Consider the following 25,278-nt stretch of genomic DNA (forward strand, 5'->3'; position numbering starts at 1 on the left):
AAAACAGCCCGATTGTTGACAATCTGAACAACCGGGCTGGACTTTACGCCCCTAAACAGAATGTTTCAAGAGCGATTGTTGACAATGGATACTAAGGAATGACCGATAGGGGCAATTGGGGTGGTTGCGCAGGATATCCCAGCCCTCGCTGTGCTAACAGGCAAGCTGTACGGCGTTAACCGTAGGAGCTTGCCTGCAAGCGAATGCAGCTAATCAGGGCGGACAACCATCCTGAGCAAACTGCACCGCACCGGACTGCAGCGAAGCAAATACCAGACGCTCAAGATCTGTTGGGTTGTCCTGGCTGGACCAGTTGGACCGCTGAATCGCAGGCAAGAACTGCAGATCTACCCAACCTGCCCGGATTTTGTCATCGAAATTGGCATCACCAAGGCGATACATGGGAGCACAGGCATCATCAAAATCGATGCGACCCTGGATTTCGACATTATAGTGCGGAGCAACTCCTCGAACGTCCAGCCCTGGAGCCAGACGCAAGAATACGTTCACGCTGTTGGAGTCAGGCAATGTCCGCGTCACCATCCCGACTTGATGAGCTGTACCACAGGCACCATTATCCCCTGTGGTGATCAATCCAGCGCCATCGATAGACAAGCAAAAATCACGAATCGGAGTGTCATGCTCATCTTCCCTGACACGCTCGGTCTCTATTTCAACAGTAGTGTCCCCACGAGTGATGGAGTCAGGGTAGTTCTCTCCTACCTCCAGAGTCGGGTTGGGGATTGCACTACACTCGCCATTACCATCATCGCCCTCTCCCACACAGGCGCGCATAAGTGAAATGCGATAATCACCCTCGGCCGCAGCCAGCAATGTCAGATCAAGGGAGACCTCCACCTCGCCTGTCTTGGTGCCGCGAACCGGCATGGGACTTTCTATGGTTTCAGGATCATCGTCGTCTGGGCGCGGCACAGCTCTACCCAGCAAGGTTCCCGCAAGCTCCCCTTTCTCATTAGACTTAATGGTGTAGTTGGTGGTCGGATAATCGAGATCGAAGTCACTACCGGCACCAATGGTGACACCGGTATAAAATGTCTGCCCCAGTATCCGGCCTTGCAGCTGCGCATCTGTGACACTTGGCGTGGCCTCACCGATTCCCGCCCCTGTCAGCTGAACGCTCTCGGACATGAAATCACTGTTCACCAGAAATAGCGTGTCTGAAACAGAGGCCGTGCTTTGTAAACCGACAAAATCCAGCTCTTCCGTAGTGGAATCAATTGAACGAAACAGCTGACCGCCTGCAAGCACTTTGCCTGAAGGCAGAACCAGACCTCTCATGGCCATGGTAAAGCGGGAACCATCTTGCGCAGTGAAATCACACTCTTCCGCCACCAGACATTCACCAGCGCTTTCTAAAATATAAAGACCCGCCCGGCTTCGATCTGCGGCCTGCAAAATGCGGACCTCGTAAGCCGAAGTGTCAGGATCGAAATTCTCAACAACAGGCTTTGATGCGCCTATCAGGGCTGTATCAACAGCAGCCAGCAAGTCCTCCCAAGCCAACTTGAATGCAGCAAAATCCGGGTAACCATCAAACGGCTGACTGGGGATCAATCCTGCGTTGTTATCAATCACCTCATTAATATCAACACCTGTTCCCAACTCTTCCTCATTTGGGGTGCGACCTTGAATACTGACTTCATTATCTGGATCGCCGTCATTATCCAACGCCTGCAGCAAGGCCGAGCGGAACAGCACGGAATTATCCAGAGAGCTTCGGCTTGGCGGCAGGATCAAATCAGCAACGGTCACCTGGAAGCTATCTTTGCGAATCTGCTGGGGAAACAGAAATGAGCCCAGCGTAATCTTGTTCCCCTCAAAAAGACCATTGCCCAGGAAGAATTCAATTTCCTGGCTGGCGGCTGGACATAACGCCGTATAAGGCGGGATAACGACTACCTCACCATCTGTATCCGTAGTGGTGCGCTCCTGATCAGAGGTAAAGAACACCACTTCACTACCGGAACACTTGTAGCCAACATTGCTTATCTTCGGGCCAGTCAACTCGACAAAGACTTCACCGCGAACGGAGGTATCACAAGGCGCCCCTGCCGGACAGCCAGGCACAGTCGCATCAGAGAAGTCCTCTCCCCCATTACAGCCCACCAGGGCCAGAGGCAAAGCGATCAAAGCAAACAAAACACGCATATTCAGTTCCTGTGAATCTGCAGGCCTTATCACTTGCCCATCAGGACAAGCTCACCCTGCGTCACTTTTAGTAATCCGTCGGTACCAGGCTGCTCTTCAGAATAAGGAAGAAAAACAACCAGATACTGTTGACCTGCTTCCCGCTCGAGGGTTCCCTGCAGATAGCCGTATCGGTACCAGGTTTCCGGGTACTTGCGGCTGAAAGGCTGATCTACCAGCATGACCGGTGAGCCCTCGGCATCCAGCCAAAGCAATTCCACCGCCAGGTAGCCCGCCTTTTTCAGGAAGGCATTCAGGGTGACCGATGACAGCCCCTGATCCAGCCTGAAGACGCTGGCACGATACCCGTTTTCGCCCGCCATTTGCAGGCTGTCTTCATCAAATGTCACCAGCTTTTCGCTGCCCGGCTCCAGTTGTTGCGCAGATTCCAGCATATGCAGGCAGCAATCCGCCCGTAAGGCTCGGTAGGTTTCCATGAAACCGCCACTGGGTACGGCTTCATAGGCTGGTGGCGCGGAAGCTGCAGCCGCCCTCTCCGCCCCCATATCAATGGGCCGGCTCACCAATTGCCCGGTTTCATCGACATAGGTAACAAAGCGCTGGTTTTCACGATCTTCCAGCTCCTGATCCACCTCGCCGCTGGGCCGGTAATCCTCAATATTGTCCATGGCTTGAGGGCTGGAGGCATCCGCTTCCGGACTGGAGGTAGATTCAGGCAGTTTGGCCGGTGGAGCCGATTTGCGCTCTGCCGGCCGCTCCATGGTCACCAGGTTTCCCTGGGCGTCGGTATAGACGTACAGACCACTGGAGGCATCGCCGGCAGGGACAGCGCTCTGGCAGCCAGCCAGAGCGAGCAGAGACAAAACGAGAAAATGTCGCATTAAAATTTGGTTCTGAAGGCCAGACCAATCAGTGTGATCTTGGCTTCTGTCTTGATATCGAGGCCAGCATACGGGTTGTAGACCACATTATCGATACCGGTGCAGTTTGCTGCACAACTGGTATTGGCGGGAATCTCATCCTTGCTGTGCAGCATGCCGAAGCCAAGATCGATATCGGTATCCTTGTCCCATTTGTAGCCCAGACCCAGGCTGTAATAGCGCGCCTCATTGATCGGCACCATAGGGCTGCGACGATCTTCCGGGATGGCAGAGGCGCGGGGCTCATAACCTGCACGCAACTGGATACGGCCAGTCAGGTCATAGGCTGCACCAAACGCCAGGTTCCAGGTGGACTGGAAATTCAGCGGGTAGCTGAGCCGCGTAGGTGTGGAACCCGGGGAGAACAAGCGCGCCAGGCTCAACACCGCTGAGCTGCGGTCAAATACGATATTGAACGCATCCCATTCCTTGTAGTCCGCCCAGACCGCATCCACATTGAACTGAAGACGCTCGGTGGGCTTGATCTTGATACCGGTCTGGAAGGTGGCGGGCATGGTCAAATCCATGCTCACCCGCCCTACTTCCTCTTCACCCACGTAGGACGGAATGCCCAGTACCGCCAATGCCAGCGCACCAGTAGCCGAGCCACCAATACCGTTGATGGTTTCACGCGCTGCGTTGGAATAGGTGATCTTATAGTCACCTTTCATGTGGGTTTTAGCCGCTGAGCGCCAGGTAGCCCCCCAGGCAAAACGCTCATTGGGTTCCCAGAGAATCCCCAGGTTGTAGGACGGGCTGAAACGTTGCTCCATGGACACATCTAGGGAGGCCATGTTCTTGAACGGTCCCAGCCCTTCTTCCGGGCGACAGATACCGAACAGGATCAGATCGAGCGCGATGTTGGACTCGCCCTCAAAAGGCGCACAGATGCTTTCATCGATCACCCGGGCAAAGCCGAGCAACTCGTTGGGCGCGCGGAAATCCTGCTCCAGGGCGATGGCCTGGTAGCTCATGCCAATGGACGCACCGATAAACAATTCGTCATTCACCCGATAGCCAATGGACGGAGACAGGTAGGTGATACGCTCCAGCGCTACCCTCTCACCCATGTAGTTACCGACATCATCTTCGTCACGGTAAAAACCCGCCGCCAGGGGCAAGTAAGTCGCTGTGGCAAAGGTGAATTTGGAGCCCGCCGGGCGAATGGAAAACGCAGGTAACGGGCCGGCAATCAACGGACCTGGCGGCAGATCCACGGTGTCATTCACAAAAGGCAGATAGAGGGAGATGCCCTCTACGGTACTGGTGGCAGTCTTGAAATCCCGGCAGTAATCCACGCCATCGTTCGGGGCGTCATTACAGACTACGGGATCGTCGGAAAAGCCGAAAACGTTATAGCCTGGAGGCGCACTGAATTCGGACTCCAGCGCAAAGTCAGCGCCAAGGAACTGCAGGTCCATACGTCGGCCATCCAGCTTGGCCAGACCCGCCGGGTTAAAGTGGATCGCTGAGATCCCGGGAGGATCTGCTACCACCGCATGCCCCATACTCATGGCCTTCACATCGATGGCGATGTTGTTGGCAAGCTGGGCACTGGCAACGCCGGCCATCATACCCAACGCAGCAGCAAGTGACCGCAGCCCGAGCTGTTTATTATTGTTCTTCATGGCTCACCCCATCCAACTGCATTCGCGGCTCAGGCACCGGGCTTCAGGCCGGAGAAGTCGATCGGCATGGAAATGCCAAGCAGCACGTCAGGAGAATCTTCGGTCAGACCAAAACCGAAGCTGAGGTTAACGATACGGTTGCTCGCAGTACGCAAGCCCAGCGAGGTGTTGACCACGCTGGATGTGGAGTCCTCGGAAGACGCCACATAATCCTCAAAGAAGAAGTCGGTGGCGAAGTTATAGGACTGCTGGTAGCTGGCACTCAGTGAGACTTCATAAGACAGGGAGTACGCCAGCCCCATGGAGAAATTCAGGCTGTCACCGGGATGGACTTCTTCAAGAATCTGGCCGCCACGGACCTGGTTCAGGCCAGTCACATCAAACGCCATGGTGTACCCCATGGAACCGAACAGCACCACCGGGTCGATCACCTTGCTCACGCTCAGACCGGCGCCCAGAGAGTAATACCCGGAACCACTGGACACTTCTTCACGCACGTTCAGCTCATAGGGGCTGTCACCGGTGGGGGTGCTCAGGGTGGTGTAGAGAGTGGTATTCATGGCCCCTGGCTTCACCGGGAACGGCTGAAAACGCAAACCAAAGGACACATCCCCCAGCGCTGCCTGGGAGACATCTTTCTCGGTATCGTACTTGTAGGAGACCGGCAAACGGGTGTTGAAGGTCAGGTTGTTCCAGATACCGTAGTCCAGAGAGAGCGAAGAGGAAAAGGAATGCTGGGCATCCTGCTCGATGCGGAAACGGCTGATATTACCAGTGTCTTCATCGATGGCGATGTCGATACGATCATCACGATAGTAGCTGTAGTTGCCTGAGAAATTCAGTGACATCTGGCCGCTGGGAAGCAAGGAGTACTGCTTCTCCGCCGCCTGGAAAACCTCTTCCAGGTTCTTTTCCTGAGTGACGTCATCCTCTTGGGTCTGCAGCGCCTCACGGGCTTCATCCACATTGTCTGCCGCCCAGGCAACATGCTGCGCCAGCAAGAGTGCAGCCGCAACGGCCACCTTCCCAGACATCATCTTCATGCAAGCCTTCCTTTATTCTGTTTGTTATTTGCCACTGCAGGCTATTTATTATTTACGGTAGTAAGTCCGGGTCGGCACATTGATGACACGCTCGGTGCCATCTTCGTCCGTCACCAGAACACGACTCAGCGTACTGGCCTTGTCCGCCCAGTTTTCAATTGGTGCGGTAAACACCGGAAACACCTCAAACGCCCAGCGATTGATGGTTCGCTCATCCAGCAAACGCAGGTCGTAATCGGTCAGCTCAAGCCCGTCTTGCGGCTCAAAACCATTCGGAAACACGATAAACAGGACATTCTGGTCCCAGATTTCCAGGAACTTGGATTCGGTAAAGCTGATATTCCCCAATGCCGGATCCGCCACATAAAGGTGGCCATCCTGGTATTTTTTCAACACCACAAAGTGCTTGAAGCCCCCATAGGCAATCGGCACGATTGCCGGGTGATCCAGCTCACGGATGTCTTTCATCTCCGCCCGGAACCCCCCACTGGGGTGCCCCAGTGCCGTGGCCAGGCGCTTCATGTCCAACAGGGAAAAGCCCCGCCGCTCCACAATCTTCTCTGTTTCCCCGAAACGCAGCAGCCCTTCCATGATCTGCCGCTCCTGAAACTGACGCCCCAGATACTGGTTGAGCACCGTGGTCAGCGCCGCCGACCCACAGGAATAGTCATACGCCTGCCGCACCACATTCTTGTAGCGAAACTCAGAAACCGGCTTTTCGACCACGATACCGCGGTCTCTCAGGGGTGCAGGGCTGGTCGGGTGCTCATAGTAGATCTCCCCTTTCTCGGGAGGCTCGATCACCACAGACTCATTGGCAGCAAAGTAGATAAGCGCCACGCCCAGCATGGAAGTCAGCATGTAATGGCATCCAGCGTTATTGTTATTGTGTGTTTCTTCTATGAGGACACATGTTAACTAGGTCACAAGGGGGAGGCAACAACCTATTCTGACGGCCAGGCCCGGCATTTCAGCCAAGCCCCGCTCTTTACTCGTCACCCTATTATACATTCGCGAACCTGAGAACCGGGCCACTCAGGGCCGGTAATTCAGATCCACTCCCGCCCGCTCCAGTTCATGCTTCAAGGGAAGCAGCAAATCGCCATATTTTTCCCAGCGCCCCACCGCAGAGGTAAACAACCCTTGCCGAATCTGATTCATGCTGGCAGTTACAACCTCCTTATTGCGCTTGTCAAAGGAAAGACAGGCATCATCCCAGGGCAACCCAACATATTTGAGCAAACCCTCAACCGTGCCGCGCATATCTCCCACCAGCGCCTCATAACTCAGCTCAAACAAGCCCTGTGGCAGCACCTCTTGCCAATGCCTGACCAGGCTCTGAAAGGTAGAGAACTGATTGGCAATCCCTAAATAGCTGAAACTGAAGTTCTGGGTCGCAAAGTTCTGCTTGAAACACCCCCAGGCCACGTCCAGGGGGTGACGCCGGATATAGACAAAACGAGCATTGGGGAACATGACACTAAGCAGGCCCGCGTCACGGGGATTATTCATGCCTTTCTCGACAATGAACGGGGTGTCACTTTCAGCCACCTCGGCGATGAGCTCACGAAAGCTGCCTGCCAGACGGGCAATCTCGTCATTATGCAGTGTCTCGTTCATGTACTGATTGCGATTCTCGATCTCCAGCGCCTCCATCCGCTCAGTGATGGCGCACTCCATGACGGTGGACTCCCCCGCGGTCTCAACCTGGGGGTGTGCCCCCAGCACTTGCTCCAGAAGGGTGGTCCCAGAGCGCGGCATGCCAAGAATGAACACTGGCCGGAAAGACGAATCACCAATGCCTTGCCGTGATTCAATCCAGTCACGAGTATAGACAGAGATGCAGCGCTCGGTACCCACCTTCACCGCTTCCGGGTTATAGGGATTAAACGCTTCCCCCAGCGCGTTGGCCTGCTCGTAGGCTGCCACCTCAGCCGCCTTGTCGCCTCGTTTTTCCAGAACCATGCCAACCGCAAACAAGAAAAGGCTTTTGACGGCTGCATCCGATGCCTTTTCTGCCAATGCCTGCATTGCAGCAAGTGTCTCATCGTCAAACTGATCGGGCATGGAATCCGCCAGCTGATACCAGGGCCCCGGAAGTGACGGCTCACCCTCCACAAGAGACATAAGCGCCGCCCTTGCCTCATCTTTCTTGCCCTGCTGCAGGAGGTTTTTACACCGTAAAAGCTCCAGCTGCTTTTGCTCCATCACGGGCAATGCCTGGATTGAACCCGCCTCCCTCAATCTCTCCAGACTCTCGGCGAGCCCTTCTGAATCGCCCACACTCGCACAGGAATGAACAAGCCGAAAATGAATTGTGGTAAAGTTTTCCTTGTTGATCTCTATGCTTTTCAGCACATTGATTGCCAGGCGATCCTGCCCCAGCTTGGCAAGCACCTCAGAGTAGGCCAACTTCATGGCAAGGTTATCGGGCATCCTTGCTGTAAGCCGCTTCACTACTGCTCTGGCCTTTCCATAATGCAATGAGGCAATCAACTCCCTGGAAAGCAGTGCAGCGTAATAATCATTCTCTTTATCGAGCATTAACAGCTTTCTGAATGTACTTGCCGCCGTCTCATGATCCCCTGTTTGGGCAAGAATCTCGCCAAGCCCCAGCCAAGCCTCCTGGTTCTCTGCATCACTCCCCAGAACACGCTGAAACTGATCCGCCGCCTGCTGCAATTTACCAACAGCCATCAGAACCCTGGCATAGCCGCAACGCTGCTTGTGATCCAGCTGTCCAGACTGCGACAACGGTGCGTACAGGGATTCAGCCTTGTCAGCCTGATTCGCTCGCAACAGCAGCTGTCCCAACCCATGAACCGCGCAGGAATTGCCGGCCTCCTTCCGCAGCACCTTCTGGTAACTGTCCGCAGCAGCCTGCCAGTTTTTCTTTTTTTCTTCCTGTCTGGCCCTTGCCAGCCACTTGGTCGTTAGCGCACCCACCGGTTTCCCTCTAAAATTTCAACAAAAACAAAAAACCCGGCCGAAGCCGGGTTTTTTGAAAATAGCAAAAAAATCAGTGACCAACAATGCGCACTGTGGTGCCACCAAGCTGCAGATTAGTCAGCTCAATATCACCCAAAGCAGACTGAGTGGCGTCACCCAGAACAACATCACTCATGCGAATATCAGCACCACCATTACCCAGCTCATCAACACGAATCACAAGACCATTATCTGCGACGTTAATCCCCGCATCCACCAACAGACCAGTGGCATCGCCAGTATTGATGACACTGAGTTCTCCCACACTAATGCTACCGCCATTGACGGAACCACCCGCATCGTTAATGGAGAAATTGCTCAGGCTGATACCGTTAGAAATAGTAGTGTTCAAGGCAATCATGTCACCCTGTGGCTCGTTGGCCAACTGGATGTTCATGGTAGTTGCGCCCAAGGTCATGGAGCCGAGATTGAGAACGCCATTTACACGGGCGGTATCATCCGTGCCCCAGCTATCGGTGGCAGCACCCTCACGGTTACTGTTGGCCACATCCAGTGAACCCAAGTTCACCACAGTACCAGTCGGGATGGCAACGTTCACATTCAGCGTTGGTTCAGTGCCAGAAGTAGCGCTATCACCCGCATCAATTTTCAGGACGATTTCACCCGGAGTAGTAATACCAAAACCGCTCATCACCAAAGCACCAGCGTTGTTATAGTTGGTGTTGGTAATAGGGTTCACATTGGTATTGGTGTTAACGTTGGTAGTAACACTGGTTGCAGTACCCGGTAGAGTAGTACCCCCAATAACTGTACCGCCACCTGTAGTTGTATAGTTGTAGGTATTTGTAGTGGTAGTGGTAGTGGTAGTGTCCGCAAATCCAGCAATACCATCAGTATCATGGATAATCAGATTAGCCACGATGTTTGCATCCAGTGCGATGGTGATACCGTCCTGACCGGTTACGCCGGACAGAGCTTCATCCTGCATCGGCTCGAGAGCCAGAGCGCTCATGGGAGCAGCAGCGACTGCGGCGGCGAGTGCGAGTTTCTTGAAACCCATTGTTATTCTCCTCGTGTGCACAACGTGTAATTTTTTCTAATCCTTATTGGGTGCGCCCTAGTCTTCGCAGAGCACACTTGTACGTTAACACAACAGTTACAAAAGCCAATGCTGCAGTTACAAAAAGAATGCATAGAGAAACAGTTTCCAACCCATTGATTTTGTTGATCCTGAGAGTGCAGCGAAACAAATACACCCATTAGTATCATTGCAATCAACCCTGAATCATGTTCTGAATGTTACCTGCCGTAACACGGTTGGGAAGATTTACTGTAACGGTTACACTGGCGCCCCAAACATAGACGCCAAAACATGACTCCAAGCTGCCTTTTTTCCCTACACGGGCATATTGTTTCGCTGCAAAAGCCGATGGAGACGCTTTGCATCAAGCGTCCTGAGGATATCCCTGCCCTGCTTGAAGATATCAAACACCGTCTCGCCAGCGATTGCAGCTTTGTCACAGGGCTTGTGCCTTATGAGATGAACAGGCTCCTGCCGCATAAAGCGTCCACCATGGTCGTTCACCTCTATGACCATGCCCCCATTCCTTATCAGGGTGGCCAGAATCTGGCGCCGTTCCAGCTTGATTCGCCCTTTGCCCCGGATATCCGCAAGGCGGACTACCTTTCCAGCCTTGGCCGTATCAAGCAGTACCTGGCTGATGGTGATTGTTACCAGGTAAATCTGGCACAACGTTTTTCTGCTTCTTACAGCGGGGACCCGCTGACGGCCTGGCTGGGATTACAGGCCGATCATCCCGCCCCGCATAGCTGTTACTTTGATGCCGGTGACAGCCAGGTTTTCGGCGTATCTCCTGAGCGGTTTCTGTCTATTAAAGGGCGGCAGGTTATTACGGAGCCAATCAAGGGCTCACGCCCGCGAGGAAAGTCCCGTGAAGAGGACAACCAAATAGGGGAAGAACTGCAGAACAACCCCAAGGATCGTGCCGAGAACCTGATGATCGTGGATCTGCTGCGTAATGATCTGGGGGCCGTGTGCAAACCTGGTTCCGTCAAGGCAGATCCACTGTTCGAACTACGCCGCTTCAGTAATGTGCAGCACTTGGTGAGTACGGTTGAGGGTGAACTGCGTGATGATATCTCCCCACTGGAAGCCCTGCTCCAGGCCTTTCCGGGTGGCTCGATTACCGGCGCCCCCAAGAAACGTGCCATGGAAATCATCGCAGAACTGGAGCCGGCACCCCGTGGCGCCTACTGCGGGAGCTTCTTCTGGGTGGACAACCAGGGCAACCTGGACAGCAACATCCTGATCCGTACCCTGCAAACGGATGGTGACAAACTCTATTGCCACGGTGGCGGCGGGATCGTGTTCGATTCGGATCCGGAATCGGAATATGAAGAGAGCCGCTTCAAGGTAGAGAAGCTGATGGGGGCGTTGGAAAGCCGGTTTCTGGCCAAAGACTAACAAACACATTCTTCGGGCTACCTTCACCGGACTATCTTCCGTCGGGGCCATCTGGCCGGTCCGGAAAACCTTCGTTTGCAAGCAAACTCCCACAAAGCTCTCCAACCCATCTACCCCTCCTTTGTGGGAGCTCTCTGTGCTCGTCAGGGTATGCTTACAAATGAAGGGCTTCTGCATCACCACGGGCTAAAGGCTTCCCTTGTAAGCAAGGTCCCACAACTGCACCTCAACCAAAGGGATCACCCCCTGTGGGAGTTTGCTTGCAAACGAAGTTTTGGGCCTCAAGGTTGGTATAGACCGACCTTGAGACAAACGCCTACAGGATATGCACATATGGCTTACAGCTTTTAAAGAGCTGACCTCAAGATCGATCCCATTTTCTGCGCCATGCTTGGGCAATGAAATCACGTTACCAGAGCAAAGCCCTTCGACATGGCTGCTTCAGTGCTGCCAATAACAGCTACCTTGTCACCACCGCATGCCATGATCGCGCACCTATATTTCTATCCTTCAACTATGCCCGTATCGCAGTAAACGCCATCCGCCATAGCGACACGCAGGGTTTTTCCTCGACCTATGCCTTTGTCATCATGCCCGACCACCTCCATTGGCTTTTCCACTTGAGGGAAAAGGACAGCCTCTCCCGTGTTGTACAAAGAGTGAAATCTCAGGTTACCCGTGAAATAAGGCAGTCAGATTCGTCGAAGCAGCAGGTCTGGCAGTTTGGCTTTCATGACCATGCCGTCAGGGATGAGGAAAGTCTTACCAACATCGCTCGATATATAGTGGCGAATCCATTGCGGGCCGGGCTTGTTCTGAATGTCAGGGATTATCCCCACTGGGACTGTACCTGGGTGGGCGATGGTGATGTTCTGTAGGGCATGGAGTGACTGGAAGGGGAAACCTTCGTTTGCAAGCAAACTCCCACAGTGGGAGCTCCCTTAGGTTGAGGTGCAATTGTGAGACCTTTCTTGCAAGGGAAATTTTTCATGTGGTGGCAGAATCCCCTTTCGCTTGCAAGCAAGCTCCCACAGGGGGGATCCCTTAGGTTGAGGTGCAGTTGTGGGACCTTGCTTGCAAGGGAAGCTTTTGATGTGGTGGGAAAAACCCTTCTCTGGCTAGCATACCCATGGCGAGCACAGATCTCCCCAGGACACAGCAACGGCCGCAGTGCGGCTCACAAAAAAGCCGCATCCCAATATGGGCGCGGCTTTTTCATTTTCCGCGGGCATCGACACTTCCCCGCGGTGTTGCGTGATGCGTGATGCGTGCAGCGTCTCTTACAACGGAATATCCCGCGGGCTGGCCTTGACGATTTCCTTTTTCAGGTCTTCGTAGCTGTGTACCGCCGGGAACTGCGGGAATTCGGCAATCACATTGTCGGGAGCGTGAAACAGGATGCCCTGCTCTGCTTCGGACAGCATGGTGGTGTCGTTATAGGAATCACCCGCCGCGATGCAATGGTAGTTCAGGCTGTGGAAGCCCTTGATGGACATACGCTTTGGGTCTTTCTGGCGCAGCTTGTAGTCGGTGATCTTGCCCTTCTCGTCCACTTCCAGACGGTGGCAGAACAGGGTCGGCCAGCCCAGCTTCTTCATCAGCGGCTTGGCGAACTCGTAGAAGGTGTCGGAGAGGATGATCAACTGAAAGTGCTCACGGGCCCAGTCCACAAATTCCCTGGCGCCGTCCAGCGGATCCAGAGTATCGATGACTTCCTGGATGTCGGGCAGACCGTAGCCTTTCTCGTCCAGGATACGCAGACGCATCTGCATCAGTTCATCGTAGTCCGGGATGTCCCGGGTGGTGGCACGGAGTTCTTCGATTCCGGTTTTTTCGGCAAAATTGATCCAGATTTCCGGGATCAGGACCCCTTCCAGGTCGAGACACAGCAATTCCACGGTATTCCCCTATGGGTTGATCAGGCGCGCACAATGTAGCCGCGGGGCCTGTAGAAATCAATTGGCAAGGGCTCAAGACAGGGGTTACCACAGAGATCACAGCGTGATCTGAGGAAAACCCTCAACTGGCTGGAGGGAGAACTTTCCCGACTCTACGCCAGACGCTCGACGCCTGATGCCTGATGCTGAAGAAGAACGCCTTCAGCAGGGCAAATCCTGGCCAGAAAGGACGTGCGCCGCTGAAAAGCGCAATGGTAACCAAATCAGAGCAGCCGGACCTGATCGCTATAACGCGTAGAGGAAGCACAAGCGCATGGCGCACCTACTGTTGTTATCTTTTCGTCAGGCATCCTGCGACCCCTGAGCCGAATTAATACGGGGACACTGTTCTCCTCCCACCAACCCGCCAAAACCCCGAGAATCCGGTTTTATCCAGTGAACGCTATGGCCCCAGCGGTAGAACCAGTTTCAACGAATCGGCAGTTCAATATCCGCAAACAGGGCTTCGCGCTCTTCGCGGTTGCTGGCCTTGATGGCCGCTTCCACCCGGTCGTGGGTGAGATGCGGCGCAAAGGCCTGCAGGAAGTCAAACATGAAACCGCGCAGGAAGGTGCCCTTGCGGAAACCGATACGGGTGGTGCTGGGTTCGAACAGGTGCCCCGCATCCAGTGCCACCAGGCCCTTGTCTTCAACCGGATCCACCGCCATGTGGGCGATGATCCCTACCCCCATGCCCAGTTTTACGTAGGTTTTGATCACATCAGCGTCGGCAGCGGTGAACACCACTTTCGGATCCAGCCCCTTGTCTGTGAAGGCATCATCCAGCTTGCTGCGCCCGGTGAAACCGAACACGTAGGTCACCAGCGGAAACTCAGCCAGTGCCTCCAGGGTGAGTGGCTTCACCTCGGTAAGCGGATGCCCTTCCGGCACCACCACGGTCCGGTTCCAGCGGTAGCAAGGCATCATGATCAGGTCAGAGAACAGATCCAGGGCCTCGGTGGCGATGGCGAAATCCACACTGCCGTTGGCGGCCATCTCGGAGATCTGCATGGGCGTTCCCTGATGCATGTGCAGGGACACATCCGGAAAACGCTGGGTGAATTGATTGATTACCGGTGGCAAGGCATAGCGAGCCTGGGTATGGGTGGTGGCGATGCTCAGCTCACCTCTGGACTCATCGCGGAATTCCTGGGCCACCCGACGAATGGACTCGGTCTGCTGGAGGATTTCCCCGGCGATGCGCAGGATCGCCTGACCGGCTGGTGTGATGTGGGTCAGGTGCTTGCCGCTACGGGCAAAGACTTCCACTCCAAGCTCATCTTCCAGCATGCGAATCTGCTTGCTGATGCCCGGCTGAGAGGTATAGAGCGCGGCAGCTGTAGCCGACACATTGAGATCATGTCTCGCCACTTCCCATATGTAGCGTAATTGCTGCAACTTCATCCTTGCCTCCGCACGCTGTGGGGGTGGTTATAAGAATATAAGTAATTATGCAGCAAAAGCATAGAAACGTAACGCCCCATGCCTGCTGAATTACTGCCCACCACCCGAAGCCACATTGGATATGCCATGGGGGACGTGCCCGGCCGCCACATGTTCGGCCGCAGACTCGCAGTGCCCCTGCTGATCATCAAAGAACATGTCTGCCCCGAAGGCGCGCAGAAAGTCCCCTTTCGGCAGCCCTCCGAGAAAGAGACTTTCATCAAGCCGGATGTCCCACTCGCGCAAGGTACGCACAACCCGCTCATGGGCTGGCGCACTTCTGGCCGTGACCAGCGCAGTGCGTATGGGGCACTGGTCATGGGGGAAGCTTTTCTGAAGCTGGTGCAGCGCGGCCAGGAAAGGCTTGAAGGGGCCGCCATCCAGCGGTGTCCGCGCGGCGCGCTTCTCGTTTTCAGTGAATGCCGCCAGGCCGTCGCTCTGGAAAATCTGCTCGGATTCATCGGAGAACAGTACCGCGTCCCCGTCAAAGGCCACCCGAAGGATACCATCCTCCCGCTGACACTGACCGCCGGACAGGATGGTCGCTGCCGCATAACCGGCTTCCAACACCTGACGAACGTCATCCGGATCCGTGGACAGAAACAGGTGGGCACCAAAGGCAGAGACATAACGATGGGGACTTTCACCACCGGCAAACGCCGCCCGGGTAATCGGCAGGCCATAATGCTCGATGGAATTGAACACTCGTAGTCCGGTGTCAGAACTGTTGCGCGAGAGCAGGATCACTTCCACCCTGCCCTCACCTTCGGCCAGATCATTGATGGCCAGCAGCTTCTTTGCCAGCGGGAAGGCATCTCCCGGTTTCAGCACATCCTCTTCGTGTTCAATCTGGTAATCCTGAAACGCATCCAGGCCTTGTTCCAGATACACCTTGTGGCTGTCGGAGAGATCGAAAAGTGCGCGGGAGCTGATTGCTACCACCAGTTTTCCGTCAAACGACACAGGCATGGGTCATCTCTTCCCTTTCAGTTTGGGCCAGTATCCTGCCGTCAGCGGCAAATCGCAATGCGATCCATCGCATGGTTCACCCGCCATGACAAGACAGGCTTGCTGGCCCGGGTCTGCTGTTGTGCATGACACATCGACAGCAACACACTCAAGCCGATGAATGCATAAGGGGATAAACAATCCTCTCCCGAGTCCCAACATGTCGACCCGGTTGCAGCCGCCAACCTCACAGGTTCGGTGCCGTTGCACAGCACTTCAAACGCCTTTATCCGTGACTCATGGCTCACTCACGCTGCGATTCAAGAATGCGTCCATCCCACTTGATTGCATCGATGATGAAATCGGCTCAATGCTGATCGCCCTCTTGATCGAGTGATGTCTTAGCCAAAACAAAGCCTTTTGGCCAATTCTGTCCGACACAATCTGATCAATGGTTGTCCAGTTCATATATGTGGCATAGAGTTGTTCAAGCGCTGTTCGCAGCGTCACGCCAAGCTGTTTCATACCATCCGAAGGGGAAAGGGAGTCGTCCATGGCTGCTAACAAGGTAAAAGATACCGTTGAGGAACTTCAGGCGCAGATCCGCAAGTTGGCTGAGCGCTTTGATAAGGAACGTGAGAAGCAAATCGGCCAGCTGGAAAAACAGCTGGATAAAGTTCGTGACCGTCTCAACAAGGAAATGGAACGTCGTCGCGAATACCTGACCAAACTGGAAAACCTGCAGGCTGAATATCGCGAGAAAGCGACGGCCACCGTGAAGCGTCAGCTGGATCGTGCCCGCAAGGCAGCCGACGATGCCCGCTCCCAGGTTGATGACTCCCAGGCCCGCAAGCGCATTCTCGAAACCGAGGTCAAGGTACTGAAAGCCACCGCCAAGCAGGCTCACAGCCTGGCTCGCGTAATCGGTCAGTACGAGAAGGATCTGGAGAAGCGTGCCAAGGAAATCGAGAAGAAGGTTTCCCCGAAGAAGGCCGCTACCAAGAAAGCGCCTGCCAAGAAGAAGGCAGCTGCGAAGAAGGCTCCGGCCAAGAAGAAAGCCGCTGCCAAGAAGGCCCCGGCCAAGAAAAAGGCCGCAGCAAAGAAGAAAGCTGCTGCCAAGAAGGCACCCGCGGCAGCACCGGCCCCCAAGGCCGACAGCTAAGACTCTCTACTGAGTCTGCGCCCACAAAAAAGCCCCAACCATCCGGTCGGGGCTTTTTTGTGGGCCGCTCTGCGTGCGTTACTCCGCTTCGCTACGCTCCCACATCATCAAGGTCGGGGATCACCCTCAGTCAACTCTGGTGCTCTGGCAGCGTCTGGAATCAAGCGTCCAGCATTCTGCGTATTCATGCCTGATTGGGCAGCAGCTCTTCCATGCCTGCCAGATAGCGAATCTGGTGTTGTTCCGATTCCCCCGCCAGTTCCTTCAATGTCTGGTAGGTTCTCAGCCCCAGTCGATAGGCCTGCCCTGCCCGCTGGCAGCTCACCACCTCCGCATCTACCTGGCGCAAGATCATGGCCGTGGAATATAGATCGACCTTAATGTGCGTTCCCGGTGAGAGCCGCATGGGAGAGGTCACGCCAATACCATAACGGTTGTAATCAAGGGCTTTGGCCCGGGTAACAAAGCGCCAGCCGCCGAACAAACGGTGGCGAAACACATCCACGCGCATGTGGGTATTGATACGGGCCAGCTTGCGCCGGTTGGCCCCACGGGATTCTCTGCTATCCATAATATTCCAGTCCGGATTGTTTCTTTTCAGTCAACGCCTTCCTGGCGTTGTTTGGCATTCATTTCGGCTGATCATTGCCTCATGCCGGGTTACAAACATTAACACACATGACTTTCTCCGACAGCGGATTATGACCGGTTTGGCGTGCAGGCGGTGTCGCTGGTCTGTCCCTGTCTTCATGGTATGATCGGGCCACTTTTTCGAACCAGGATCACAGGGACGTGACTGCCATTACCCGTCAGGCACTGTTGTCACTGCTGTTCAGCGTGCTGCTGGCACACAGCAGCTCTGCACCAGCTGACACCGTAACAAAGATCGATCAGGCACCCGTGAAGGCCTTCCCCGCCGCCCTTCCTGAAGTGGAAGCGTCCTACCGGGTTGTAGTGAATGGCATTCCCCTTGGTCTCAACGCCACCATCCGGCTTACCAGAGAGCCCGACACTTACCGGCTGCATTTCAAAGTGGAAAACCGGCTGTTTCGCCACGAGGAAATCGCCCTGTTCGACTGGGATAACTGTGTCGCCAAACCCCACCACTATCGGCATGAAAGCGCCGGATTCGGAATCAATCGTGGCGGCGAGATTGCTTTCGACTGGGATAACGGCCTGGCAAGAGGCAGCAAGGCGGAATATCCGTTGGTCGCCGATGCGCTGGATGCGCTGAGCGTCGCCATGGTGTCACGGTGCAACATGGCCAAAGCAGACACAGCCTTCGCCTTCCACGTGGCCGAACCCGATGGCATGGATGAATATCACTACCGGGCCCTGGAAAGCGAACTCATCAAAACCCCCGCCGGTGAATGGCAGGCTTCAGGTCTGGAGCGTGATTATGAAGAACGCGGGCGGCGCTCCCGGTTCTGGGCAGCCAGAGAGCTGGATTACTTCATGATCCGCATGGATCATCAGGAAAACCCCTTCATTCGTGGCCGAATTGAACTGACAGATTTTCGCTATTTGACCGAGGAAGAGACACCCAGCCCGGAACGCCAGGTGGGTAAAACGGTGACCAGCCGCTGAGCGCAAGCTTCCAGCCGCTCCTTATGATCTGCTTCCAGCTGCCAACGGTAGCTATCCTGCTGATGACGCTGGCGCGGCGAAAGCACTTTGCGGGAATCCCCACGATCAAACTGCTGGCAGGTCTGCGCAAACTGATGAAAATCTGACAGATCCACCTTGGGTGAAATCGTGTCCGGCAAGGTGTCCAGCAACGCACTAATACGAATGGAAGCCTCACTGAGTTCTATCTGCTGCTGCGCCATGGCCATGCACAACACTTCCAGACTATCGAGCACAGCCCCCTGTTGTGCCTGCAGCGCCCGACGCTGTTGCCGACGCAGCCACAAGCGCCACACCAGCAACCCCAGCAGTGTACCGATAATCAGCCCGATCAGGGCCGCCAGAATGATCTGCCAGGCAAAACTCATGTCATCTCCGAGAGGGAACCCATGATGGGCAAGATAAGGTTTGAAAAAACGAGGCGCGGACACCATTGTAGCCGTCAGACCTGTTCTGTTCATCCCGGAGAGCCAAATTGACGCCATCACTACCGGACTGGCTTGTTCCCGTTGCTGACCAGCTTGAGCCCTGGCTGCCAGCCCTGACCCTTACCGGTGTAGTCATGGCTGTTGCTTCAGTGGTGGCCATCCCCCTTTTTATCGCGCGCATGCCCAGTGACTACTTCACCGCCGAGTACCACCCGCTTTCCCATCGTCATCCGCTCGGCTGGCTGTTGTGGTGTCTGCGCAACCTGGTTGCGCTGATCCTGCTGGTGGCCGGCATCATCATGCTGGTGCTCCCCGGCCAGGGTTTACTGACCATTCTGATTGCCATCATGACCAGCACATTTCCGGGGAAATACCGTCTTGAACGCGCTATTATGCGCCGCCCTGGCGTGTATCGCGGCGCCAACTGGATTCGCCGCAAATATCACCGCCCGCCATTGCAACACCCTGATGATGTATTCCCGGCCGAGGATCCCGACCATGGTGATTAACAGCGCAGCCATACGCTGGCATGAAGACTTTCTGGAATTACTGGATCAGCGCCTGCTCCCCGCCGAGACGATCTGGATGCCGGTGCACAACAGCAAGGAGGCGGCCCAGGCTATCCGTGACATGGTGGTCAGAGGCGCCCCTGCCATCGGCATCACTGCCGCCTATGGCCTTGCACTGGAAGCGGCTACTCAGGGAGACAGTGCCAGCATGTCAAAGCTGGCCGACGCCATCGCCACGCTGGCCGCCAGTCGTCCCACTGCGGTCAACCTGTTCTGGGCGCTGGAGCGACTGCAACGCACTGGCGACCAGCTACAAGGCACGGCTCTGGTGAATGCCCTGTTCCGTGATGCGGAAGCCATTCATCAGGAAGATATTGCTGCCAACCATGCCATGGGGGAATTCGGTGCCGCCCTGCTGCCGGACAACGCCACCGTCTATACCCATTGCAACACCGGCGCCCTGGCCACAGGAGGCCACGGCACTGCACTGGGCATCATTCGTACCGCCTGGGAGCAGAAGCGCCTGCAGGGTGTTTATGCGGGGGAAACCCGTCCCTGGCTGCAGGGCAGCCGCCTCACCAGCTGGGAACTGAGCAATGACGGCATCCCTGTGACCCTTGTCGCCGACAGCACTGCCGGCCAATTGATGGCCCAGAGCAAGATTCAGGCGGTCATCGTCGGGGCTGACCGGATCACCGCCAACGGGGATGCAGCCAACAAGATTGGCACCTACAATCTGGCGGTACTGGCAAAACATCATGGCATCCCCTTCATCGTCGCCGCTCCGGTTTCCACCTTGGACCCGGCACTGCCGGACGGCTCACACATTGTCATCGAGGAGCGCCATGCTGACGAGGTACGCCACGTGCATGGCAAACCGGTTGCACCCAGCCAGGTGTCGGTTTACAACCCGGCTTTCGATGTGACCCCGGCCGAACTGATCACCGCCATCGTCACCGAACGTGGCGTCATTGATTCACCGGATACTGACAAGGTACTGGCCCATCTGCGTGAGCAGTGATGTGGAGAACCCCATGATCGAACGTCCCTACTCCACCGCCGATTTCCGTGAAGCCAGCCGTGCGCTGGCTGCCATTGGGCAGCGTATTTATGGTAACGGTTGGTCTCCGGCCACCAGTAGTAACTACTCCGTGCGCCTCAACGAGCAATACGCCGCCGTTACCCAGTCCGGCAAGGACAAGGGAATGCTGCGGGAAACGGACATCATGGCCGTGGACATGCAAGGGCAAGCCGCCAGCACCGGCAAGCCCTCAGCCGAAACACTGCTGCATACCCAGCTATACCGTCGCTACTCCGATGTGGGAGCGGTACTGCACACCCATAGCCACGCCAGCACTGTGCTGACCATGCACTGGCCGGCCAATACCATCACCCTGGAAGGTTATGAATTGCTGAAAGCCCTGGACGGCATCAGCACCCATGAAAGCCGTCTGGTGATTCCGGTGTTCAACAACACCCAGGATATCGCCGCCCTCGCCGATCAGGTTGACCAAGCCATGGCACAGGGCAATGTCAGCCATGCCTATCTGATCCGCGGCCATGGCCTGTATACCTGGGCGGCGGATCTGCCAACCTGTTACCGACAACTTGAAGCGCTGGAAGTCCTGCTCGCCATCGAGCTGGATCGTCGACGCCTGAGTGGAGTGTGATCATGAGCGAAATGAAAGTTTTCCGGGCCGACACCCCTGACACCCCGGACCAGCACCTGACGGACAAGACGGCCATAGCGAAGGTACTGGCAGACGCCGGCGTTCGCTATGAACAATGGCAAGCCTCGGCCCCCCTTTCCGAGCAGCCCAGCCAGGAAGAAGTCATTTCTGCCTATCGGGCGGACATTGATCGGCTGATGGAAAACGAAGGGTACCAGACCGTGGACGTGGTCAGCATGGTCCCGGACCACCCGGAAAAAGATGCCTTCCGCCAGAAGTTCCTGGATGAGCATCGCCACAGCGAAGACGAAGTCCGTTTCTTTGTGGAAGGCAAAGGCCTGTTCACCCTGCACATCGATGACAAGGTCTATGAAGTGCTGTGCTCAAAGGGGGACCTGATCAGCGTCCCGGCCAACACGCCGCACTGGTTCGACATGGGTTCCCAGCCGCGTTTCGTTGCCATTCGTCTGTTCAACAATACCGAAGGTTGGGTAGCAAACTTTACCGGCAGCGACATTGCCACCCACTTCTCGCGTCTGGACTAACGCCCTCCGCAGGAGCCTGCCTGCAGGCGATGGAGAAACCGAAGCGAGTTACGAGTTACGAGTTACGAAGAGCAAATCCTGCAACAGCTTGAAGGAATAGGGTTTCAGGTTTTCGCAACTCGAAACTCGTACCTCGCTTCTGGCATTCCCGTGCCTTACCACCCACTGAAGCGCAATTACGGATAGCACCATGATCAAGGCAATCGTCACCGACATCGAGGGCACCACCAGCAGCATTTCCTTTGTGAAGGAAGTGCTGTTCCCCTATGCCGCCAAGGCGTTCCCCACCTTTCTGCGCACGAATTGGGGCGATGACAGTGTGCGCGCCCAGATTGCGGCCGCGGAACAAGAATGCGGACAGCCACTGCCCACACCGGAAGCCGCCAATGCAGTGTTCCAGCAGTGGATCGCTGAGGACCGCAAGGCCACTCCGCTGAAAGCCCTGCAGGGGATGATCTGGAAACAGGGTTATCAGAGTGGTGATTACACTGCCCACCTGTACCCGGACACCGCCAACGCCCTGAAGCAGTGGCAACAGCAAGGTCTGGATCTTTACGTCTACTCTTCTGGATCCATCGCGGCGCAGAAGTTGTTCTTCGGCTTCAGCGATGGCGGTGATCTGACAGGCCTGTTCAGTGACTATTTCGACACCACATCTGGCCACAAGCAGGAAACGCAGAGCTATCGAAACATTCAGGCCGCCATCGGCCTGCCTGCTGATCAGTTGCTGTTCCTGTCCGATATAGAAGCTGAGCTGGACGCAGCTGCCGAGGCTGGTTACCACACCATCCGCCTGGACCGTGAAGGCAGCCAGGGAGAGAGCAAACACAACGTGGTCACCCGTTTCGACGAGATTGATCCTGCCAGCCTGTAATAAAGGAATACCGACTTTGGTAGCTCCTCAGTAGGTGCGAACCGTGCACCTGTAGGAGCCAGCCTGCAGGCGATCCGAGCCAAAGCGAGATAAAAGGTTCGAGTTGCGAGAAGCGAGTTTCGAAGATCAAAACCAAACCGGGTACCATGCTGCGCGTTTTGCCTTTCGAAATTTGCTTCTGGAATCCTTACCTCGCGGGGCTCGGATCGCCTGCAGGCAGGCTCCTACGGCAGTTTTGAATGTGGGTCATCTTTCTCTCGTAGCTGATAGCTGATAGCTGATAGCTGATAGCTGACATTATTTCGGCTCGCGGCAGGAAAGCACCACAAACTTCCGGTTACTCCCCACCACCTCGACCTGCCCAAACAGTCTGCCAAGTTGCTTGTGATAGCCCAGATGCTGATTGCCAATCACCCTCAGCTCCCCACCCTCGTTGAGCTGCTTGCTGGCCTGGCGGAACAGACGGCGGGCCACGTGATCTCCCACGGTATGGCCCTCGTGGAACGGCGGATTGAGCAGAATACAGTCAAAGCCACCTTCCAGGCCCAACAGGCCATCGCCATGATGGAAGACCACTTTGGCCTCAGGGAAACACGCCGCCACATTCTCCCGGGCGCTTTTCAGGGCCAACCAGGACTCATCACAGAAAGTGACATGGGCATCAGGGTGCTGCTGTAGAACGGCCAGACCAATAACCCCGTTCCCGCAGCCCAGATCCGCGATGCGCGGCTCCCGGGGCAAGTGATCCGGGAGGTGATCCAGAAAGAAACGCGCGCCAATATCCAGCTGCTGCTGGGAAAACACGCCGGCATGAACCACCAGCGACCCTGTCGGGCTTTCCACCTTGCTGGGGTATGGCGCCACCGCCAGCACCTTGCCTGGTGCGGTTGCGCTGAACAGACGGGCCTTTTTCCAGCCATACTCCGCCTGACCATTGCCCAGATATTTTTCCAGCAGCGACACCAATTGCCGCGGCAGATGCTTGTCCATGCCACTGAGCCAGACTGGCACCCCTTCAGCGAGCTGAGCACTCAGCCAGCTCAGCTGGGCCTCCAACAATGCCAGGGACTTGGGCACCCGCATCAAGACGCGATCCGCTGCGCTGGGCAGATCTTCATCCGGCCAGCAATAGTTCACCGGGGTTAATTCGTTGATCCCGGCATTACGCTGGATATTGTCCATAGCCAGCCAGGAATCACCGCTGGCCACCACACCGCCCTCACCACATTGCGCTACTGCCAGAGACAAGGCGCCATGGGAGTCATTGATCACCAGGGTCTGACCAGGCTGTTGAGCACGCTCTGCCAGGGTATTGAGCAGGTAGCGATCAGCATTATCCCAGGCCTGAAGGGTCTCATTACGCCGTCGCGGCCAACGATACAGGGTCAGAGTTCCCCAGGGGTGGGTCAGTTCATGCATTGCGGTGGCTCGGGCAATCCAGCTTGAAGGGAGGCGCATTCTGCCTTTTGTCGAGGCAGTTGGCCATATTATGCGCAAACAGGCGTCATGGTGGTATTTAGGTATGGCAATTTGAAAATTCGCTGCTAGAATGCGCCAGCACAAGATCCGGAATATAGCTCAGCCTGGTAGAGCACTACGTTCGGGACGTAGGGGTCGCAGGTTCGAATCCTGCTATTCCGACCAATTAAAAAGGCCGCTCAAATGAGCGGCCTTTTTTTATGGCGCTTCGCGGCTGCATCACGCTTCACGCAACATGCAGCACGCCAAACATGAGACCATGGATCTATACCAGTCTGGGGTTCAGGGTATAGGTACCGGTCAGGCTGGCGGAGTCCAGAGCGTGGGCCTTGATGATCTCGGCCAGGGCCGCGCCGCTGAAATCATCCCCTGTCGGCAACGTCTCTACATCAAGCGCATACACGGTAAAGACATAGCGGTGGATGATGCTGTCGTTCCAGGGCGGGCACGGGCCATCGTAGCCGAAGTAATCCCCTTCCATATCCGCATCACCAGCAAACCAGCCGGTGTAGTCATTCTTGCCATGGCGCAGGCCGTTACCCGCATCGGGACCTTCCTTGCCGCGGGGGGTGATACCGCTGCAATAGGCGCCCTCCTCCACACTGTTCTGGGTGGCAGGAATATCAAACAGGGTCCAATGGTAGAAATCGACACGCAGCAGTGTGTCAGGCACCTCCCTGCCCTCCTGGTTCACATCATCACCGGCACTGGGCACATCAGGGTCATGGACGACCACGGCAAAAGAGCGCGTCCCCTCCGGCGCGCCGGACCAGGCCAGGTGCGGATTGAGGTTATCGGACAGGGCAACATGATTTTCCGGATCGATGACCGCAAACACATATTTCGCGCCGACGGGCTGCTGATCGGTCAGGCTGTTGCTGACTAGCTGCATGACAAGGCTCCTGTTATCGGGATGAATGCACACATGACACAGGCTAACGTTGCCATTTTCAAGGACAGAAAAACGGGAATCGCGCCAAAGAAGTATAAATTGGCCTGCCATCGTCCCCTGGCTGGCTTTGGTAAAGCCAGAAACCCCGAACAGGCAGTGCCCAGCTACCTGTTAGCGCGGGAACCGATGCCCGGGGTTTTGCCAGCGTGATGTGCGGACGAAACGGCCTGTCCTCAAGCTTGATACCCAAGCGGAGGAGTTGTTCCGTCATGTTTTGCTGCAATACCTGAAGTGGCGCCGGGCTCTGCCCGGTTAACGCCAGGAAAGGTCCGTTTTGCCCGGGGAAAGGCTCACATCGGGGCAGCGTCACGGTGAAGGGTGAAAAGGATGACGCCAGGGTGTCTAGCGGCTCATGTAACGCCCGGATCAGTTCGGCACTGCACTCACCAAGAAACGACAACGTCATATGCAAATTGGCAACCGGTGCGGCCCCTGGGTACCCCGATGCCAGAGTGACACAGTCATTGGCCAGATCACCAGTGACCGGCACCCCGATAAAGCAGCGCATGGC

Annotated in this window: 25 protein-coding genes and 1 tRNA gene; 10 read left to right on the plus strand and 16 right to left on the minus strand. The window is 55.8% G+C overall.

Going from position 1 to position 25,278, the window contains the following annotated elements:
- Positions 1 to 213 precede the first annotated feature (213 nt).
- The 7 genes from MWU49_RS02530 to MWU49_RS02560 all read right to left on the minus strand — a co-directional run bounded on the left by MWU49_RS02530 (position 214) and on the right by MWU49_RS02560 (position 9,769).
- Positions 214 to 2,169: a hypothetical protein gene (locus MWU49_RS02530; RefSeq protein WP_246967673.1), complete on the minus strand. Its 1,956-nt coding sequence runs from the start codon at positions 2,167 to 2,169 to the stop codon at positions 214 to 216.
- A 29-nt stretch (positions 2,170 to 2,198) separates the two neighbouring features.
- On the minus strand, positions 2,199 to 3,050 hold the full coding sequence (locus MWU49_RS02535) for a YgdI/YgdR family lipoprotein (RefSeq protein ID WP_246967676.1): 852 nt from the start codon (positions 3,048 to 3,050) through the stop codon (positions 2,199 to 2,201).
- Positions 3,050 to 4,717, minus strand: a complete 1,668-nt coding sequence (locus MWU49_RS02540; protein WP_246967678.1) for an outer membrane protein transport protein — start codon at positions 4,715 to 4,717, stop codon at positions 3,050 to 3,052. Before MWU49_RS02540 ends, MWU49_RS02535 begins: the two co-directional genes overlap by 1 nt.
- Before the next feature lie 29 nt (positions 4,718 to 4,746).
- Complete coding sequence (locus tag MWU49_RS02545) at positions 4,747 to 5,760, minus strand: transporter (protein ID WP_246967679.1); 1,014 nt, start codon at positions 5,758 to 5,760, stop codon at positions 4,747 to 4,749.
- 48 nt (positions 5,761 to 5,808) lie between these two features.
- A complete protein-coding gene (locus MWU49_RS02550; protein WP_246967681.1) occupies positions 5,809 to 6,621 on the minus strand; it encodes a C39 family peptidase in 813 nt (270 codons plus the stop codon).
- 174 nt (positions 6,622 to 6,795) lie between these two features.
- Positions 6,796 to 8,706 (minus strand): sulfotransferase, encoded by a 1,911-nt coding sequence (locus tag MWU49_RS02555; protein WP_348646685.1) that lies wholly within the window; start codon positions 8,704 to 8,706, stop codon positions 6,796 to 6,798.
- A 73-nt stretch (positions 8,707 to 8,779) separates the two neighbouring features.
- Entirely contained in the window at positions 8,780 to 9,769 is a 990-nt protein-coding gene (locus MWU49_RS02560; protein ID WP_246967685.1) for a DUF6160 family protein, read from the minus strand.
- A 513-nt stretch (positions 9,770 to 10,282) separates the two neighbouring features.
- Between MWU49_RS02560 and MWU49_RS02565 the strand changes: the two genes are divergently transcribed.
- Together MWU49_RS02565 and MWU49_RS02570 are read left to right on the plus strand one after the other, a co-directional pair.
- On the plus strand, positions 10,283 to 11,194 hold the full coding sequence (locus MWU49_RS02565; protein ID WP_246967687.1) for an anthranilate synthase component I family protein: 912 nt from the start codon (positions 10,283 to 10,285) through the stop codon (positions 11,192 to 11,194).
- A gap of 398 nt (positions 11,195 to 11,592) precedes the next feature.
- Complete coding sequence (locus tag MWU49_RS02570) at positions 11,593 to 12,072, plus strand: transposase (protein WP_246967689.1); 480 nt, start codon at positions 11,593 to 11,595, stop codon at positions 12,070 to 12,072.
- Positions 12,073 to 12,474: 402 nt separating this feature from the next.
- Here the strand turns inward: MWU49_RS02570 and thrH are convergent, their stop codons facing one another.
- From thrH to MWU49_RS02590, 4 genes are all read right to left on the minus strand, one after another.
- Positions 12,475 to 13,092: a bifunctional phosphoserine phosphatase/homoserine phosphotransferase ThrH gene (gene thrH / locus MWU49_RS02575; protein WP_246967691.1), complete on the minus strand. Its 618-nt coding sequence runs from the start codon at positions 13,090 to 13,092 to the stop codon at positions 12,475 to 12,477.
- 468 nt (positions 13,093 to 13,560) lie between these two features.
- Entirely contained in the window at positions 13,561 to 14,535 is a 975-nt protein-coding gene (cysB, locus tag MWU49_RS02580; protein WP_246967695.1) for an HTH-type transcriptional regulator CysB, read from the minus strand.
- Between the two features lie 90 nt (positions 14,536 to 14,625).
- Complete coding sequence (locus MWU49_RS02585; protein WP_246967698.1) at positions 14,626 to 15,543, minus strand: 5'-nucleotidase; 918 nt, start codon at positions 15,541 to 15,543, stop codon at positions 14,626 to 14,628.
- A gap of 276 nt (positions 15,544 to 15,819) precedes the next feature.
- Positions 15,820 to 16,077, minus strand: coding sequence for a hypothetical protein (locus MWU49_RS02590; protein WP_246967701.1), 258 nt, complete (start codon positions 16,075 to 16,077; stop codon positions 15,820 to 15,822).
- Here MWU49_RS02590 and MWU49_RS02595 point away from each other — a divergent pair.
- The gene (locus MWU49_RS02595; protein WP_246967704.1) at positions 16,076 to 16,684 is read left to right on the plus strand and encodes a hypothetical protein; all 609 of its coding nucleotides are present in this window, start codon (positions 16,076 to 16,078) and stop codon (positions 16,682 to 16,684) included. The two genes, MWU49_RS02590 and MWU49_RS02595, sit on opposite strands and share 2 nt — an antisense overlap.
- A 184-nt stretch (positions 16,685 to 16,868) precedes the next feature.
- Here MWU49_RS02595 and MWU49_RS02600 read toward each other — a convergent pair whose 3' ends face one another.
- On the minus strand, positions 16,869 to 17,255 hold the full coding sequence (locus MWU49_RS02600; RefSeq protein ID WP_246967707.1) for a PilZ domain-containing protein: 387 nt from the start codon (positions 17,253 to 17,255) through the stop codon (positions 16,869 to 16,871).
- A 221-nt stretch (positions 17,256 to 17,476) separates the two neighbouring features.
- Between MWU49_RS02600 and MWU49_RS02605 the strand changes: the two genes are divergently transcribed.
- The gene (locus MWU49_RS02605) at positions 17,477 to 18,271 is read left to right on the plus strand and encodes a DUF3108 domain-containing protein (protein WP_246967710.1); all 795 of its coding nucleotides are present in this window, start codon (positions 17,477 to 17,479) and stop codon (positions 18,269 to 18,271) included.
- Here MWU49_RS02605 and MWU49_RS02610 read toward each other — a convergent pair.
- Complete coding sequence (locus MWU49_RS02610; protein ID WP_246967713.1) at positions 18,205 to 18,678, minus strand: DUF2489 domain-containing protein; 474 nt, start codon at positions 18,676 to 18,678, stop codon at positions 18,205 to 18,207. The two genes, MWU49_RS02605 and MWU49_RS02610, sit on opposite strands and share 67 nt — an antisense overlap.
- A gap of 107 nt (positions 18,679 to 18,785) precedes the next feature.
- Between MWU49_RS02610 and MWU49_RS02615 the strand changes: the two genes are divergently transcribed.
- The 5 genes from MWU49_RS02615 to mtnC all read left to right on the plus strand — a co-directional run bounded on the left by MWU49_RS02615 (position 18,786) and on the right by mtnC (position 22,336).
- A complete protein-coding gene (locus tag MWU49_RS02615) occupies positions 18,786 to 19,247 on the plus strand; it encodes a PGPGW domain-containing protein (RefSeq protein ID WP_246967716.1) in 462 nt (153 codons plus the stop codon).
- Positions 19,237 to 20,268 carry an S-methyl-5-thioribose-1-phosphate isomerase gene (gene mtnA / locus MWU49_RS02620; protein ID WP_246967718.1) on the plus strand — a complete coding sequence of 344 codons (1,032 nt, stop codon included), beginning with the start codon at positions 19,237 to 19,239 and terminating at the stop codon, positions 20,266 to 20,268. Before MWU49_RS02615 ends, mtnA begins: the two co-directional genes overlap by 11 nt.
- Positions 20,269 to 20,281: 13 nt before the next feature.
- Positions 20,282 to 20,917, plus strand: coding sequence for a methylthioribulose 1-phosphate dehydratase (locus MWU49_RS02625; RefSeq protein WP_246967721.1), 636 nt, complete (start codon positions 20,282 to 20,284; stop codon positions 20,915 to 20,917).
- A gap of 2 nt (positions 20,918 to 20,919) precedes the next feature.
- The gene (locus MWU49_RS02630) at positions 20,920 to 21,462 is read left to right on the plus strand and encodes a cupin domain-containing protein (RefSeq protein ID WP_246967724.1); all 543 of its coding nucleotides are present in this window, start codon (positions 20,920 to 20,922) and stop codon (positions 21,460 to 21,462) included.
- A gap of 190 nt (positions 21,463 to 21,652) precedes the next feature.
- Entirely contained in the window at positions 21,653 to 22,336 is a 684-nt protein-coding gene (gene mtnC / locus MWU49_RS02635) for an acireductone synthase (protein WP_246967727.1), read from the plus strand.
- A gap of 297 nt (positions 22,337 to 22,633) precedes the next feature.
- Here the strand turns inward: mtnC and MWU49_RS02640 are convergent, their stop codons facing one another.
- Entirely contained in the window at positions 22,634 to 23,755 is a 1,122-nt protein-coding gene (locus MWU49_RS02640) for a methyltransferase (RefSeq protein WP_246967732.1), read from the minus strand.
- A gap of 148 nt (positions 23,756 to 23,903) precedes the next feature.
- Between MWU49_RS02640 and MWU49_RS02645 the strand changes: the two genes are divergently transcribed.
- Positions 23,904 to 23,980: transfer RNA gene (locus MWU49_RS02645), tRNA-Pro, on the plus strand.
- A gap of 100 nt (positions 23,981 to 24,080) precedes the next feature.
- Here MWU49_RS02645 and MWU49_RS02650 read toward each other — a convergent pair.
- Together MWU49_RS02650 and thpR are read right to left on the minus strand one after the other, a co-directional pair.
- Complete coding sequence (locus MWU49_RS02650; protein WP_246967735.1) at positions 24,081 to 24,707, minus strand: YbhB/YbcL family Raf kinase inhibitor-like protein; 627 nt, start codon at positions 24,705 to 24,707, stop codon at positions 24,081 to 24,083.
- Positions 24,708 to 24,765: 58 nt separating this feature from the next.
- Complete coding sequence (thpR, locus tag MWU49_RS02655) at positions 24,766 to 25,275, minus strand: RNA 2',3'-cyclic phosphodiesterase (protein WP_246967740.1); 510 nt, start codon at positions 25,273 to 25,275, stop codon at positions 24,766 to 24,768.
- Positions 25,276 to 25,278 lie beyond the last annotated feature (3 nt).

This window comes from Alcanivorax sp. S6407, assembly GCF_023016115.1.
GTDB lineage: Bacteria > Pseudomonadota > Gammaproteobacteria > Pseudomonadales > Alcanivoracaceae > Alcanivorax.